Origin of the sequence: Paenibacillus pasadenensis DSM 19293 (assembly GCF_000422485.1) — a bacterium.
GTDB classification, from domain to species: domain Bacteria; phylum Bacillota; class Bacilli; order Paenibacillales; family Paenibacillaceae; genus Paenibacillus_O; species Paenibacillus_O pasadenensis.
In genome coordinates this window covers 158,603-173,956 of record NZ_AULW01000015.1, presented here as the reverse complement: position 1 = coordinate 173,956, position 15,354 = coordinate 158,603, and the positions used below count along the sequence as shown (strand labels likewise).

Annotated in this window: 13 protein-coding genes; 12 read left to right on the top strand and 1 reads right to left on the bottom strand. The window is 64.5% G+C overall.

Going from position 1 to position 15,354, the window contains the following annotated elements; all coding sequences use genetic code 11:
* Positions 1-9: 9 nt before the first annotated feature.
* The 10 genes from H582_RS0103285 (at position 10) to H582_RS0103235 (ending at position 10,408) form a co-directional block, all read left to right on the top strand.
* Entirely contained in the window at positions 10-804 is a 795-nt protein-coding gene (locus H582_RS0103285) for a TIGR00282 family metallophosphoesterase (RefSeq protein WP_028597364.1), read from the top strand.
* A gap of 124 nt (positions 805-928) precedes the next feature.
* Positions 929-1,189 carry a stage V sporulation protein S gene (locus tag H582_RS0103280; protein WP_028597363.1) on the top strand — a complete coding sequence of 87 codons (261 nt, stop codon included), beginning with the start codon at positions 929-931 and terminating at the stop codon, positions 1,187-1,189.
* Positions 1,190-1,328: 139 nt separating this feature from the next.
* Positions 1,329-2,300, top strand: a complete 972-nt coding sequence (locus H582_RS0103275; protein ID WP_127464369.1) for a dipeptidase — start codon at positions 1,329-1,331, stop codon at positions 2,298-2,300.
* A gap of 154 nt (positions 2,301-2,454) precedes the next feature.
* On the top strand, positions 2,455-4,203 hold the full coding sequence (locus H582_RS0103270; protein WP_028597361.1) for a 2-oxoacid:acceptor oxidoreductase subunit alpha: 1,749 nt from the start codon (positions 2,455-2,457) through the stop codon (positions 4,201-4,203).
* Positions 4,190-5,062, top strand: coding sequence for a 2-oxoacid:ferredoxin oxidoreductase subunit beta (locus tag H582_RS0103265; RefSeq protein ID WP_028597360.1), 873 nt, complete (start codon positions 4,190-4,192; stop codon positions 5,060-5,062). The genes H582_RS0103270 and H582_RS0103265 overlap by 14 nt, the downstream gene beginning before the upstream one ends.
* A gap of 377 nt (positions 5,063-5,439) precedes the next feature.
* Positions 5,440-6,261: a CgeB family protein gene (locus H582_RS0103260; RefSeq protein ID WP_127464366.1), complete on the top strand. Its 822-nt coding sequence runs from the start codon at positions 5,440-5,442 to the stop codon at positions 6,259-6,261.
* A gap of 12 nt (positions 6,262-6,273) precedes the next feature.
* Positions 6,274-7,320: a glycosyltransferase WbsX family protein gene (locus H582_RS0103255; protein WP_028597358.1), complete on the top strand. Its 1,047-nt coding sequence runs from the start codon at positions 6,274-6,276 to the stop codon at positions 7,318-7,320.
* Positions 7,321-7,980: 660 nt separating this feature from the next.
* Entirely contained in the window at positions 7,981-8,559 is a 579-nt protein-coding gene (gene pduL / locus H582_RS0103245; protein WP_043110849.1) for a phosphate propanoyltransferase, read from the top strand.
* Between the two features lie 183 nt (positions 8,560-8,742).
* Positions 8,743-9,228: a YlbF/YmcA family competence regulator gene (locus H582_RS0103240; protein ID WP_028597355.1), complete on the top strand. Its 486-nt coding sequence runs from the start codon at positions 8,743-8,745 to the stop codon at positions 9,226-9,228.
* Positions 9,229-9,244: 16 nt separating this feature from the next.
* Positions 9,245-10,408: an iron-containing alcohol dehydrogenase gene (locus H582_RS0103235; RefSeq protein ID WP_028597354.1), complete on the top strand. Its 1,164-nt coding sequence runs from the start codon at positions 9,245-9,247 to the stop codon at positions 10,406-10,408.
* 70 nt (positions 10,409-10,478) lie between these two features.
* Here the strand turns inward: H582_RS0103235 and H582_RS0103230 are convergent, their stop codons facing one another.
* Positions 10,479-11,093, bottom strand: coding sequence for a biotin transporter BioY (locus H582_RS0103230; RefSeq protein ID WP_028597353.1), 615 nt, complete (start codon positions 11,091-11,093; stop codon positions 10,479-10,481).
* 172 nt (positions 11,094-11,265) lie between these two features.
* Here H582_RS0103230 and H582_RS29745 point away from each other — a divergent pair, with 172 nt between their 5' ends.
* Positions 11,266-13,914, top strand: a complete 2,649-nt coding sequence (locus tag H582_RS29745; RefSeq protein WP_052332919.1) for an ATP-binding cassette domain-containing protein — start codon at positions 11,266-11,268, stop codon at positions 13,912-13,914.
* A gap of 97 nt (positions 13,915-14,011) precedes the next feature.
* On the top strand, positions 14,012-15,265 hold the full coding sequence (locus H582_RS0103220) for an MFS transporter (RefSeq protein WP_240478920.1): 1,254 nt from the start codon (positions 14,012-14,014) through the stop codon (positions 15,263-15,265).
* Positions 15,266-15,354 lie beyond the last annotated feature (89 nt).

The window sequence follows — 15,354 nt, the reverse complement described above, 5'->3', positions numbered from 1 at the left end:
GCAACAAGAATGAAAGTTCTGTTTATCGGCGACATCGTCGGCAACGTCGGCCGAGCGGCGCTGCGCAAGGCGTTGCCCGCGCTCCGAGCCAAGCACAACCCGGACATCGTCATCGTCAACGGCGAGAACGCCGCCGCCGGCCGCGGCATCACCGCCGCGATCGCCAAAGAGTTCTTCGACTGGGGCGTGAATGGCATCACGATGGGCAACCACACGTGGGACAACAAGGATTTGTTCGATTGGATCGACGACGAATCGCGGCTCGTCCGTCCGGCGAACTTCTCGAGCGAAGCTCCTGGCATCGGCTCCACGGTCATCAAGGCCGGCAGCAAAAAGCTGGGCATCCTCAACGTCCAGGGACGCACGTTCCTGCCTCCGAACGACTGCCCGTTCAAGACGGCCGACGCGCATTTGGAGCGGCTGAAGCGCGAGACGAGCTGCGTGCTCGTCGATTTCCATGCCGAGGCGACATCGGAGAAGATCGCGATGGGCTGGTATCTGGATGGCCGGGCTTCCATCGTCGTCGGCACCCATACGCATGTCCAGACGAACGATGACCGGATTCTGCCGGAGGGCACGGCGTTTCTGACCGATGTCGGCATGACGGGGCCGATGGACGGCATCCTCGGGATGGAGCGCGATGCGGTGCTGCACAAGTTCTTGACCGGCTTGCCGTCGCGCTTCGTCGTGGCGGAGGGAGACTGGCATCTGCACGGCGTGCTGGCTGTGCTGGATGAAGCGACAGGACGGGCGCAGCGGTTCGAGAAGATTCGGCTGACGGAAACGTCGCTCGCGATGTTTTAAGCTGCCTCTTGACCTGACATCGCATGGCAGGGGTAATGCGCTGCGGAAGAAGGAATTTTTTGTCCTCTCTCGAATAGGTTTAGGGATATAGGGATACGCCACTATTCCTGAGGAGGTACTCGACATGGACGTCTTAAAAGTTTCCGCAAAGTCCAATCCTAATTCCGTAGCAGGGGCGCTGGCAGGAGTTCTCCGGGAGCGTGGTGCGGCCGAGCTTCAAGCGATCGGAGCAGGCGCCTTGAATCAAGCCGTCAAAGCGGTCGCGATCGCAAGGGGATTCGTCGCGCCGAGCGGCGTTGACCTGATCTGCATCCCGGCTTTCACCGATATCGTCATCGACGGCGAGGACCGAACCGCAATCAAGCTGATCGTAGAGCCTCGCTGAGCGGAGCATAAGTCTCATAGGCAACGACCTGTTTACGGCGTAAGCAGGTTTTTTTGCGTTTTCGTCGAGCCGGCGGCATAACGTAGAGGAAAGGCCGGCATCGGGGGCCGCGAACGGACAGGAGGCGGACGAATTGAACGTGAAGGAATTGGGCCAAGAGGGCCTCATCGCAGATTTCCACTGCGACGTGCTGAGCAAGCTGCTGGCGGATCCCGATCTAGATCCGATCGACTCGGCCAACAATCACGGGCCGGTCACGGTCGACGCGACGCTCGACCGTCAGCGGGCGGGCGGCTACATGCTTCAGGCTTATGCGATCTATTTGACGGAATCGAAGCCGAAGACGATGGATGCGGTGCTCCGGTCGATTGATCTGTTCGAGCGGAAGATCGCCGCTCATGCCGGGTACCGGAAGATTCGCGGACGTCGCGATCTGGAGCGGGCGCTGCAGGAGGGCAAGATCGCCGCGCTGCTGACGCTGGAGGGAGCGGATGCGCTGCAAGGAGACGGGGCGCTGCTCCGGACGGCATTCGCCCTCGGGGTGCGCGTGCTCGGGCTGACGTGGAACTACGCCAACTGGGCCGCGGACGGCGTGCTGGAGCCGAGGCAAGGTGGGCTGACCGTCAAAGGCCGGAAGCTGGTCGATGAGGCGCGCGAACTCGGCCTGATGCTGGATGTCTCCCATCTGACCGACACCGGCTTCTGGGAGCTCGTCGAGCGGACCGAACGGCCGCTGATCGCTTCCCATTCCAACTCGCGGCGCATCTGCCCGCATCCGCGCAACCTGACCGACGACCAACTGCGCGCTCTGATCGCCATGGACGGCCGCATCGGACTGACCTACGTGCCTTATTTCATGACGGATCGCGGGCAGGCCGAGGCGCGCGACCTGCTGCCTCATATCGAACATATCTGCTCCCTCGGAGGGGAAAACCAATTGATGCTGGGATCGGATTTCGACGGCATCGAGCAATATGCGAAAGGCTTGCGCCATGCCGGCGAAGCGGTCCATGTGCGGCAGGAAGTCGAGCGGGCTTACGGCGCGACGTTCGCCGAAAAGCTCCTGGGCGGCAACGCGGTCCGCTTTTTATTGAAAAACCTCCCGGATTAAACGGATATGACTGCTTTATCAGGAATCTTTATCGCTTTCATTGGAATGCCGAATGCGGCAAGTTCCGATATTTCCTTGCATTTTTCAATAGCGAGGCATAAAATTTAGAAGGATTGAAAGCAGTTCTCACAGCAGATGAGGAGTTGGACTTATCGTGATTAGTCAGCTGTCTTGGAAGATCGGGGGCCAGCAGGGAGAAGGCGTGGAAAGCACGGACCGGATCTTCTCCACCGCCCTCAACCGTCTCGGGTACTATCTGTACGGGTACCGCCACTTTTCTTCGAGAATCAAGGGCGGCCATACCAATAACAAGATTCGCATCAGCACGCAGCCGATCCGAGCGATCTCGGACGATCTCGATATTCTTGTCGCATTCGATCAGGAGAGCATCGACCTCAACGCGCCGGAGCTGCGCCCCGGCGGAGTCGTCGTCGCCGACGCGAAATTCAAGCCGGAGCTGCCGGAGGGCATCGACGCCCGCCTGTTCGCCGTGCCGATCACGGCGATCGCCGAAGAGCTCGGAACGTCCCTCATGAAGAACATGGTCGCCTCCGGCGCTTCCTGGGCGCTGCTCGGCCTGCCGCTTGAGGTGTTCAACCAGGCGGTCGAGGAAGAGTTCGGACGCAAAGGTCCGGCGATCGTCGAAAAGAACGTCGAAGCCGTCAAGCGCGGCGCCGAATTCGTCCTCGGGCAGGCAGGGGGACCGCTGGAGGCGTTCGCGCTGGAGCCGGCCGACGGCAAGCAGAAGCTGTTCATGATCGGCAACGAGGCGATCGGCCTCGGCACCGTAGCCGCGGGCTGCCGCCTCATGAGCGCCTATCCGATCACGCCGGCGTCCGAGATCATGGAATACCTCATCAAGAAGTTGCCGAAGTTCGGCGGCACGGTCGTGCAGACGGAGGACGAGATCGCGGCCGTCACGATGGCGATCGGCGCGAACTACGCCGGCGTGCGGACGATGACCGCATCCGCCGGCCCCGGCTTGTCCCTCATGATGGAGGCGATCGGCCTCGCCGGCATGACAGAGCAGCCGCTCGTCATCGTCGACACGCAGCGCGGCGGTCCTTCCACCGGACTCCCGACCAAGCAGGAGCAGTCCGACCTCAATGCGATGGTCTACGGCACGCACGGCGAGATTCCCAAGGTCGTCATCGCCCCGGCGAGCATCGAGGACTGCTTCTACGATACGGTCGAGGCGTTCAACATCGCCGAGGAGTACCAGGTACCGGTCATCCTCATGACGGACCTGCAGCTGTCGCTCGGCAAGCAGAGCTGCGAGCCGCTCGACTACGACCGCATCGAGATCCGCCGCGGCAAGCTGCAGCGCGAGCTGCCTGAGCTCGAGCCGAACGTGCTGTTCAAGCGCTACGAGCTCACCGAGGACGGCGTATCGCCGCGCTCGCTGCCGGGCGACAAGGGCGGCCTGCATCATGTGACCGGCGTCGAGCACGACGAGACCGGACGTCCGTCCGAGAATGCGCTCAACCGCAAGCGGATGATGGATAAGCGTCTCGGCAAGCTGGCCAACCTGCTCATCCCCGAGGCGATCCGCGTCGACGTGCCGCAGGAGCGCCCGGACATCCTGATCGTCGGCATGGGCTCGACCGGCGGCACGATCGAGGAAGCGCGCACCCGTCTCGAGCGGGACGGAGCTTCGACCGGCCAGATCCAGATCCGCCAGATCCATCCGTTCCCGGCGGAGCAGCTGGCTCCGTATCTGGAGGCGGCCGGCACCGTCATCGTCCTGGAGAACAACGCGACCGCCCAGCTGGCGGCGCAGATCAAGCTCCATTGCGGCCGCGCGGACAAGATCCGCAGCCTGCTCAAATACGACGGCAATCCGTTCCTGCCGTCCGAGGTTTATGAAGCGTCGAAGGAGATGAGCCAAATTGGCCACATTTAAGGAATTCCGCAACAACGTCAAGCCGAACTGGTGCCCGGGCTGCGGAGACTTCTCCATCCAGGCCGCCATCCAGCGGGCTTCGGCGAACGTCGGACTCGAGCCTGAGCAGCTCGCCGTCATCTCGGGCATCGGCTGCTCGGGCCGGATTTCCGGCTACATCAACGCCTATGGCCTGCACGGCATCCATGGCCGCGCGCTGCCGATCGCCCAAGGCGTCAAGCTGGCGAACCGCGAGCTGACCGTCATTGCCTCCGGCGGCGACGGAGACGGCTTCGCGATCGGCATGGGCCATACGGTGCATGCGATCCGCCGCAACGTCAACCTGACCTATATCGTCATGGACAACCAGATCTACGGCCTGACCAAGGGACAGACTTCCCCGCGCAGCGCGGAGGGCTTCAAGACGAAGTCCACGCCGGAGGGCTCGATCGAGTCGGTCCTCTCGCCGCTGGAGATCGCCCTGTCGGCGGGCGCGACGTTCGTGGCCCAGTCGTTCTCGAGCGACCTCAAGCAGCTGACCGCGCTGATCGAGGCCGGCATCAAGCATGAAGGCTTCTCGCTCATCAACGTCTTCAGCCCGTGCGTCACGTTCAACAAGGTCAACACGTACGACTGGTTCAAGGAGAACATCGTCAACCTCGACGGCGAGGCAGGCGAAGGCTATGACCCGTCGAACCGCCTCGCGGCCATGACGAAGATCATGGAGACGAACGGACTCGTTACCGGCCTGATCTACCAGGATACGAAGCGCCGCTCCTACGAGAACCTCATCACCGGGTTCAAGCAAGAGGGACTCGCGAACCAGGACATCAAAATCTCCCGCGAGGACTTCGCGAAGCTGGCCGCTGACTTCGTTTAAGCCGTGCTCGCCGAAGCTTCCTCCGTGTATCGCCGCATCGCCCTTCATGGGCCGATGCGGCTTTTTTGCGCAGCCATTGCACAAACGCCTTGTTCTCCCGTGCTCCGGATGCATAGGATAGCAAAAACGATGGGGGCTGGGAACGGATGAGGAGGACCAGGAAGGCGGAGGGCGTCCGAACCGGAAAGATCCCGCTCCATAGACAGGCGCGAAGCAAACTGAAGCCGAAGCCGATGCGGGTCCGGCCTAGAGGCTCCTCATCGGGTCGATCCCTTTCGGGAGTTCGGCATGCCGCGCCGTTCCGTACGGAAGTCGGATTCAAGCAGCAGCGCGTGCTGCTCGTCCAGTTGCTCGATGCGACGAAATGGAAAACCGGGATGGCCCTGTCGGAGCAGCTGAGGCTGCTCGTCCAGGAAGTCATCGCCGTCGACTACCGGGAGGACCTCAAAGAGCTTCTCGCGCTGTACCATCCGGATCTGGTCCTGCTGCTGGGCAACGGCAGCGGCATCTCGCATGCCGACGTCCTGGCGCTGCGCGAGTGGCCGCGCTCGGTTTGGTGGCTGGATGACGACGGGCTGGAACGTCCGCATCCGGCAGGAGGCGATGCGAAGCTGGCGGCGACGCAGCGGCTGGAGTTCTGCTCCGCCTACGAGGAGCTCGGCGCAGCGAGCTCGGAGATGATCGTCTATCCGGTGGATCCCGACATCTACCAGCCCCTTCCGATGAAAGAAGAGGAACGGGCCGACTATCTGCTGCTGGACGACGCGACTCCGGCCCGGCTTCGCTGGCTGCAAGCCATGCGGCGGAAGCATCCCCGTGCCAAGTGGCTCGCTGGCGGAAAGGGATGGCCCCTGGAATCAGTACCGGCGGCGGCTGATCCGCAGAGCCGCGCAAGGCTGCTCAACCGCGCGCGCGCGGTCATCCGCTGGAGCTGGAGCGGAACGCTGCTGTATGAAGCGGCCGCTTGCGGAACCGTTCCCTTTCTCAAGACGCTGGCCGCGGAGCCTGTTCCTTCGAACGAAAGCGACAGCTGCGTCCGATTCCGGACGCTGACCGGCCTGGCTCGGAGGCTGGACGCCTTCGAACGCCTGTCTGCGGACGAGAAGCGGGCTGCCTCCAGCAGAATGCTCAAGGCGAGCCGGTTTGATTACAGCCATGTCCCGGTGCTGCTCCAATTGCTCACAACCGCCTTTAAGTGAGGAGATCCGCCCATGAAGCTCATCGCCTACTTGCTGCCGCAATTCCATGCGATCCCGGAAAACGACCTTCACTGGGGCAAGGGATTCACGGAGTGGACAAATACAAAAAAAGCGAAGCCGCTCTACAAAGGCCATCATCAGCCGAACGAGCCGTGGGCGGACGATTATTACTGCTTGCTGGAGGATCGCGCGAGGCGGCGCCAGGAAACGCTGGCGGCAGCCTACGGGCTGCATGGGTTCTGTTATTACCATTACTGGTTCAAAGGGAAAAAGCTGCTGGAGAAGCCGCTGGAGCTGAAGCTTCGCGACCCTCTCAGCACGCTGCCTTTCTGCCTTTCGTGGGCGAACGAATCCTGGACGCGGAAATGGGACGGAGGCAGCCATGAGATTATCCAGAAGCAGACGTACGGAACGGAAAAGGACTGGAAGGAGCATTTCGAGTATGTGCTTCCTTTTTTTCAGGACAGCCGGTATGTACGCGTCGGAGGCAAGCCCCTATTCGTCATCTATCGTCCGGGCGACATCGGCTGCTGGAACGAAATGAGGAGCCTATGGGAGAAGCTTGCGGTCAAGAACGGGCTTGACGGGATCTATTGGGTACGGACGCTGGGCGGCTTCCAGGCAGGGAGCCAAAAAGGCTTCGATGCCAGCGTGGAGTTCGAACCGCATTACACGTTCGCGACCGGCAGTCCTACCTGGCGCAGGCTCAAGACGGCGGATGGCCCGCATCTCGTCGTGGACTACGATCCGCTTTGGATGGAGATCTTGAATCGGTCGATCCGCCGCGAGGGAGAAGCGATCCTCCCGGGTGCGTTTGTCGGCTGGGACAATACGCCGCGCATCGGCAGCCGAGGCCAGAGCTGTCTCGGCGCAACGCCGGAGAAATTCGGCTGGTACCTGAGCCGGCAGATCCGCAGGGCGAAGGAGCTGTATCGGAGCGAGTTCCTCTTCATCAATGCCTGGAACGAATGGGCGGAGGGGACGTATCTGGAGCCGGATCGGCGGCATGGATTCCGGTATCTGGAGGAATTGAAAAAAGCGGCGCAAGGGACGGACTGATGGCTTGCGCCTTTTTCCCATGAAATGTAGATCGGCTGGATGCTTAAAGCGAAAGGCGCTGAATGGCTAGCGTCGGCGTCGTGCCTTGCGTGTCGATATACAAGACATAGCGGAAGCCGTCGGTTCCCGGCAGCACAAGCCCGGGCTGCGTCTCGGATCCGGTCGCGTAAAAGCGGACGCCGCAGGATGCTGAGGCCAAGCGGATTCTGAATCGGAAGGGTCGTCAGGTTTACCCGGTTCGCCGCCACGATGGAATCGCCGAAAGCAGCCGAGGAACCGACGGCAAAGAAGTTGAGAATGCTTTGGTTGCCGTTGACCTGAAGGTCGCCGACGACCGTCTCGTTGCCGTTGACCTGAAGGTCGCCGACGACCGTCTCGTTGCCGTTGACCTGAAGGTTGGACTGGAAGCTGCAATTGGACTGGACCTGGACCGGCCCTTGGAGCGTCGTCGAGCCGGTGACCTGCACGCTGTCGAAAGTTGGCATGAAATCTCTCCTCTCTAGCAGATATATCCTAGCTTATGCCGCTGTTGCTAGAGTCGTCCCGGCGCCTGTCCCTTGATTCGACATCATGGTCTGCCCGGTCTATAATTGAGAGCAGGACGCTTCGTGCCAACGAAGAGCTCCGACAAGATCGACGAGTGGAGAAAGGAAGAGCATCATGACTGAAACCAAAACGGTACCTGTAGGCGTCTCCGCGCGCCATATCCATTTATCGCAAGCCCATGTCGAAGCGCTGTTCGGAGCGGGCTATGAGCTGACCGAGTTCAAGCCGCTGTCGCAGCCGGGGCAGTTCGCCGCCAACGAGACGGTCGCCGTCAAAGGGCCCAAGGGCGCTTTCCCGAAAGTGCGCATCCTCGGCCCGGCGCGCAAGGCGACCCAGCTCGAAATTTCCCGCACGGACGCGTTCGCGATCGGCGTGCCCGCGCCGGTGCGCGAATCCGGCAACATCGCCGGCTCGGCCGGCATCACGATCACGGGACCGGCCGGAGAGGTCACGATCGAGGAAGGCGTCATCGTAGCTGCGCGCCATATCCATTTCCATACGGATGACGCGGCGGCCTGGGGCATCGCGGACCAGCAGCTGCTGAAGGTGCGCGTAGGCGGCGAGCGCGGCCTCGTCTTCGAGAACGTCATCGCCCGCGTGTCGGACAGCTTCGCGCTGGACATGCACATCGATACCGACGAGGCCAACGCGGCCGGCGTCAAGAACGGCGACACGGCCGAGATCGTCGGCTGAGGAAGCGGCGCCTTCCACGCGGGAAGCCGGAGCCGCGCGCCATCTTCGGCCGATGCGGCTGCCCGGACCGGGCAGTCGTTTTTATGTCCGCGGAGTGGTATAATGTGGACTTGGACAACCAGATCTAGCGGCCCAGGCGCCGCATGGCTCTACATACACGTCAGCAGACAGGAGCGATAGACAATGGCAGAACAGCATACATCGGCGCTCAAGCCGGGACAAGTGCATGACCACGGACCGAACTGCCCCGTCGAAGTGTACGATACGCGGGACCTTCTTGTGCGCGAGGACATCATGCAAAAGGCGCGCGAGCTCGCCGGACTGATCTTCTCCTCCGACGAGGTGCAGCAGTTCCGCAAGGCCGAGGATCAGATCAAGGGCAACGAGCGGGTGCAGAGCCTGATGGCCGGACTGAAAAAGAAGCAGAAGGAGCTTGTCGCCTTCGAGCAGACGTTCAAAAATCCGACGATGGTGCAGAAGATCGAGGGCGAGATGGACTCCCTCCAGAACGAGCTCGACGGCATCCCGATCGTCAGCCAGTTCCAGCAGAGCCAGGCGGACATCAACTACCTGCTGCAGATGGTCGTCTCGATCATTCAGGATACGGTGGCGGAGAAGATCACGCTCGACGGCGCCCGTCCGGAAGATCCCGAAAGCTGCGACGAATAAAAGGAGGCGGGAGCGCATGAGACCATTCGTATTCCACAACCCGACGAAGCTCATCTTCGGCGAAGGCCAGCTGCAGCAGCTGACCAAAGAAGCGGACAAGCTCGGGCGCAAGGTGCTGCTCGTCTACGGCGGCGGCAGCATCAAGCGCAGCGGCTTGTATGACCAGGTGCTTGGCGTGCTGGCCGATGCCGGCTGCAGCGTCGTCGAGCTCGCCGGCGTCGAGCCGAATCCGCGCCTGTCCACCGTCCACCGCGGAGCGGAGCTATGCCGCGAGCACGGCGTCGACTGGGTGCTTGCCGTCGGCGGCGGCAGCACGCTCGATTGCGGCAAGGCGATCGCCGCGGCGGCGCGCTACGAGGGCAGCTTCTGGGACATCGTCAGCCGCAAGGCAGCCGTGCAGGAGGCGCTGCCGCTCGGCACGATCCTGACGCTGGCCGCGACCGGCAGCGAGATGAACAGCGGCTCGGTCATCACCAACGAGGAGACGCAGGAAAAGCACGGCTGGGGCAGCCCGCATGTGTTTCCGCGCTTCTCGATCCTCGACCCGGCGTTCACCGCGACCGCGCCCAAGGACCATACGGTGTACGGCATCGTCGACATGATGTCCCATGTGTTCGAGCAATACTTCCATCATGACGCGCTGACGCCGGTGCAGGACGGATTTTGCGAGTCGGTGCTGCGCGCCGTCGTGGACACCGCGCCGAAGCTGGTCGACGATCTGACCAGCCTGGAGCATCGCGGCACGATCCTCTACGCCGGCACGATGGCGCTGAACGGCGTGCTGGCGATGGGCACGCTTGGCGACTGGGCCAACCATGACATGGAGCATGCGCTGTCCGCCGTCTACGACATCCCGCATGGCGGCGGCCTGGCGATCCTGTTCCCGAACTGGATGACGTATGTGCTGGACGACAACGTCGGCCGCTTCAAGCAGTTCGCGGTCAACGTCTTCGACGTCGACACGGACGGACGCAGCGACCGCGAGATCGCGGAGGAAGGCATCCGCCGCCTGCGCGCGTTCTGGAGCTCGCTCGGAGCGCCGTCGCGGCTCGCCGACTACGGCATCGACGAGAGCCGGCTGGAAGAGATGGCCGGCAAGGCGGCCCCGGGCCGCAAGATCGGCAACTTCCGCAAGCTGGATGAGCAGGACGTTCGGAACATCTACCGCATGTCCCTTTGAGAGCATCGGCGGAAGCCAAAAACAGCCGCGCAGTCTGCGCGGCTGTTTTTTGTGTTGCGGCAGCAGGCGCTCAAGCGGCTGCAGTCGGGCGGTCGGGACGATCGGCTGCACGGAGCAGCCGCAGCGACGGCAGATAGGCGCTCAGCGCGACGGCGGCTCCGGCGGCGACGACGTTTTTGAGCAGGTCGGGCAGCAGGAACGGGTAGCAGCCGGCGGCCATCGCTTTAGCGAAACTCATGCCGGTCGCCTGCATCAGCCAAGGGATGCCGACAACGTAGGCGAGCAGGGAGCCGAGCAGCTCGAGGACGGCGAACACGGCGAGGAACGTCAGCACGGGGCTGCGGCCGGAGAGGCGGACCAGCAGGCGCGGCACGATCAGGCCGATCAGCAGCGCGCAGATCGGAAACACCCACAGGAAGCCCGCCGTCGGTCCGACAAACAGCGAGAGCCCGCCTTGGAAACGGATGAGCGGCAAGCCGGTCGCGGCAAGTCCGTACACGAGCGCGATGCTGAGGAAGCTGTCTCTGGCGCCGAGGAACGTGCCGGCGATCGCGACGGCCATCGTCTGCAGCGTGAACGGAACCGGGGAGATGCCGATTTGGATCTGGACGGCGCTGAAGACGACGAAGAGCGCGGCGAACAGGGCGATGAATACGATGCGGCGAAGCGGAGATACAGTTGGCATTCGGAAATTCGCTCCTTTGAGGATATAACATTCGGATTGATAGGTTAACTTGAATCTGGTAGATTTGGTTAACAGAACGGATTGTAGCATAGCCGTTCCGGTTTGAGAAGCCGGTTCAGGCGTTTTTTTTGCGGATCGGGCGAAATATAGGGCAGAAGGAAGGTGCGGCTCGATGCGGAGCGCAAGCGAAAAAGGGGAACGGCTCGTCTATTGGAACGAGCATGCCGTGCAGGCGGCCGCCGGGGGACAGCTGCGGACGATCATCGGATCGGCCAGCCTGGAGCTGCGGCAGGGAGACTGGCTTGCTCTATGCGGGAGCAACGGATCGGGAAAATCCACGCTGCTCCGCGAGCTGGCCGGCCTCGGGGCGCCGCCTGACGGAATCCGGCATCAGCGGACGGCTGCATTTCCTTATGACGTTCGTCCGTTCGCCGTCGTGCTGCAGCAGCCCGACGCGGCGCTTGTCGGCTCGACGGCGAGGGAGGATCTCATCCTCACGCTCGAATACTCTGGCATGAAGGGGAGCCGAATTCTCGACGCGGCTGAGGAGGCGCTGGAGCGCTTCGGCCTGACGGCGCTGGCGGATACGCCCGCAGAGAAGCTATCCGGCGGCCAGAAGCAGCTCGTCGCGATCGCCGGCGCCGTCGCGGCCGGCTCGCCGGCGCTGCTGTTCGACGAGGCGACGTCGATGCTGGACGCGGAATCGGCGCGGCTCGTCCTTCGTCAGGTGCGGCAGCTCCATCGGGCCGGGGCGACGGTCGTCTGGTGCACCCAGCGGCTGGAGGAGCTGGAGAGCGAGGATCGGGTGCTGGCGCTGGCGGAAGGCAGCATCGAATATTCCGGTTCTGCCGAGGCGTTTTTCAAACGGACGGGTGGAGAGGCTTCGGCCTGCGAACGAGTCGGATTGGCCGCTCCTTATCCCGTACGCGCGGCATGGGCGCTGCAGGAGCGGAGCGTGCGCCTCGACCGGCTGCCGCTGCGGCTGGAGGAGCTGGCGCCGGCGTTCGAGCCGTCCGCGGATAGCCGCGCGGAAGCGGCGGCCGGCAGTCGGGGGAATGCCGCGGCGGAGTCGCTGGCCGCATCCGCCGGGATGCAGCGGCACGAGGCAGGCGGCGCGGAGCGGGGAGTCGCCGACCCTTTGCGCTTCGCCGCAGAGGAGCTGTTTGTGGAGGGGTTCCGTCCCGACGCGGCCGCTCCCGGAAAAGGGGAGCCGACGGAGCTGCGGCTGCCGCCGGGACGCATCCTGCTGCTCGCCGGCAGCAACGGCTCCGGCAAGTCGACGCTGCTGGAGTCGCTGGCCGGCTTGCGCGAGCCTTCGTCAGGGTCGATCCGGTACGGCTCCGAGCCGCTCTGGCTCGGCAAGAGGCCGAACCGGGCGGCGCTGCTCCAGCTCGGAGCGACGCTGCAGCAGTCCGAGACGCAATGGTTCGCGCGGACGGTTCGCGAGGAGCTCGACTACTCCGCGCGGCCGTTCCGGCTGCCGCCGTCCCGGCGCGCCGCCGCTATCGCGGACTCGCTGCGGCGGGCCGGCTTGCCGGAACGTCTGCTGGAGCAGGATCCGCTGACGCTGAGCGGCGGCCAGCAGCGCCGTCTCGCCCTAGCCTGCGCGCTCGTCGGCGGGCCGGAATGGCTGCTGCTCGACGAGCCGGCGGCCGGACTTGACGCCGAAGGACTCGAACGGCTGACGGAGCTGCTGCAGCGGCACCGGGCGAGCGGAGGCTCGGCGATCGTGTCGGCCCACAGCCTCGCCGCGCTGCTGCCGATAGCCGACAGCGTCGCCGTCATGGAAGACGGCAGGCTCAAGGAGCTGCTGCCCGCGCCGGAATATGCTCGCCGGCTGGCGGAGCGCGGGGACCGCGCCGCCCCGCCGCCGCTGCTGGCGGCGGCGCGCTTCGGCGCGGCTGCGGACGGCAGGCTCTGGCTCGAGCCGGAGGAGCTGGCGGAGCGGCTGGCGGCGGCCGGCCCTGTCCGGACGGAGCTTGCCGCCGCGCCCGGCATCGCCGCCGCGAAGACGACGGCCGCCGTCCCGGCCGGCGAACCGTCCGCGCAGCGCCAGTCCGGGCCTGCTCCTGTCGCCGCCTCCGCGGCGACGCGCCTGCCGGACAGCGGCTTGCCCGATCCGCGCGCGCTGATCGCGTCGTATCTGCTGGTCGGCGCCGGCATCATGGCGCAAGACCGCTGGCCCGGCCTGCTGCTCGCGCTGGCTGGGGCGGCGCTGCTGGCGGTCCTCCAGCGCGAGCGCATCGGCCTTTATTTGCCGCTGGCGCGCGGCTATGCCGTCTTCGCGCTGACGCTGGCGGCCGTCGCGGGCATGGAGCTGTCGCCGCCAGCGTTCGATGCCGCGGCCGCGGCGCAGACGCTGTTCAAGCTGTCTCGCCTGTTCGCCGTCCTGCTGCTCGGCCTGCCGCTGCTCTCGCTGCTGCCGCCTTTCCGGCTGCAGCGGGCGGCGGACCAGCTGCTGCGGCCGCTCGTCCGGTTCGGCGTGCCGGTATCGCGGCTGACGCTGTCCATCTCGCTGCTGTTCCGCTTCCTGCCTCTGCTCGCCGGCGAGTGGCGCCGCTACAGCCGCATCGCCGCCGCCCGAGGCAAGCTCGCCGCTCGTCCAGGCAAGGTCCCGGCGGCGATGCTTTCCCGCATCGTGCTACCGTTCCTGCTGTCGCTCATCCGGCTCGGCGACGCGGTGGCCGACGCGCTCGAGGCGCGAGGCTTCGGGCACGGCGCCGCAGTCAAGACGTCGGCGTTCCGGCTGCGGCTCGCCCGCAAGGACGCGCTGCTGCTGGCCGCGGCGGCGGCGTGGCTGCTGCTGCTGGCGATGCGCTAAAAAAAGATGTACACGCCGGTTCTGTTGGAAGATAATGTGGATGCGGCCGGGCGAGGCGACGTGAGCCAGTCCGGCGAGATCAACCGAAGAAGCGAAGGTGCATCAAGTGCAAGCAGAAGGACGGCCAGGAAGGGCCCGTCTGCTGAAATTCGGCATGGTCATGAGCCCGCGAGTCTGGCTCAACGCGAGGATCGACCTTGCGGCGACCTGCCTGTTCAGCTTGTTCAACGTCGTCATGAACCAGTTTTTCATCACGTTCGCGCTCAAGCAGGGAGCGAGCAACGCGGAGGCAGGCCTGCTCGCCGCCGCGCCCGCTGTCGGGCTCATCTTCTCCCCGCTGTGGGCGGCGCTGATCGAGCGCAGCGGCAAGCCGAAGCCCTATGTCGTCCTGCCCAATCTGGTCGGACGGCTGCTCATCCTGCTCCCGGCCCTGTTCCCGGATCCGCAGGTGTACGTGGCGACGGCGTTCGCCTTCCAGCTGCTGATGGGCATCCAGGCGCCGGCCTACGCCGCCTTCCTGCCCAAGGTCTATCCGCCCGACCTGCGGGGACGCCTCATGGGCTATGTACGGATGGCCTCCGGCGTGCTCATGATTCCGATGTCGTATCTGGTCGGCATCTGGGCCGAGGCGTCCGGTCCGTCCGGCCCGCTCGCGGCGGCATCGCTCATGGGCGTCGCGTCGATCCTGCTGTTCCAGACGATGAAGCTGCGCAAGGAGCCGCCGCGCCGGACGGCGCCGCCGCGCTTCAGCCCCCGGTCCCAATGGGAGCTCGTCAAGAGCAACCGGCCGCTGGCGGCGTTTCTCGGCGCGACGATGTTCGCCGGCTTCGGCAACATGCTCGCCTATCCGCTCTACCAGATTTTCCAGGTCTCCTACCTCGGCCTGTCCAATGCCGAGATCGGCCTGACGCGCGTCGCCTACTTTACGGCGCTGCTGCTGACCTATCTGGTGGCCGGGCGCATGCTGGACCGATTCGACATCCGCTACACGCTGCTCGCCGGCATCGGCGCGTACGCGGTCGTACCGATGCTGTACGGCCTTTGGGGCACGTACGAGGCCGTCATGCTCGGCAACTTCATCCAGGGCATGGGCGAGGCGATCTGGGACATCGGCATCCTGGCGTTCATTTTCCGCCTCGCGCCTGGGCGCGAGGGAGCCGTCTTCTCGATCCACCTCATGCTGTTCGGCATCCGGGGCACGGTCGGGCCGCTGCTCAGCACCGGCCTTTCCGGCCATCTGACGCTGAGCTGGATGCTGCTGTTCGCCTCGGCTTGCGGCTGGATCGGCACGCTGCTGTTCGCCGGAGGCATGCTGCGCCGTGGACGAGGCGAGCCGGAGAGCGCTGGCTGAATCCGATGATTAGAGCGGCCGGCCTCTGTTCGGAAGAAGCTTTTTCCAGCCCCCGCTCGTCGTAGCGGAAAAGAGGCCGCCGGCATCCC

Coding starts and splice junctions, on each gene's coding strand:
- H582_RS0103285 (WP_028597364.1), top strand. CDS start 10: ATGAAAGTTCTGTTTATCGGCGACATCGTCGGCAACGTCGGCCGAGCG.
- H582_RS0103280 (WP_028597363.1), top strand. CDS start 929: ATGGACGTCTTAAAAGTTTCCGCAAAGTCCAATCCTAATTCCGTAGCA.
- H582_RS0103260 (WP_127464366.1), top strand. CDS start 5,440: ATGGCCCTGTCGGAGCAGCTGAGGCTGCTCGTCCAGGAAGTCATCGCC.
- H582_RS0103255 (WP_028597358.1), top strand. CDS start 6,274: ATGAAGCTCATCGCCTACTTGCTGCCGCAATTCCATGCGATCCCGGAA.
- pduL (WP_043110849.1), top strand. CDS start 7,981: ATGACTGAAACCAAAACGGTACCTGTAGGCGTCTCCGCGCGCCATATC.
- H582_RS0103240 (WP_028597355.1), top strand. CDS start 8,743: ATGGCAGAACAGCATACATCGGCGCTCAAGCCGGGACAAGTGCATGAC.
- H582_RS0103235 (WP_028597354.1), top strand. CDS start 9,245: ATGAGACCATTCGTATTCCACAACCCGACGAAGCTCATCTTCGGCGAA.
- H582_RS0103230 (WP_028597353.1), bottom strand. CDS start 11,093: ATGCCAACTGTATCTCCGCTTCGCCGCATCGTATTCATCGCCCTGTTC.
- H582_RS29745 (WP_052332919.1), top strand. CDS start 11,266: ATGCGGAGCGCAAGCGAAAAAGGGGAACGGCTCGTCTATTGGAACGAG.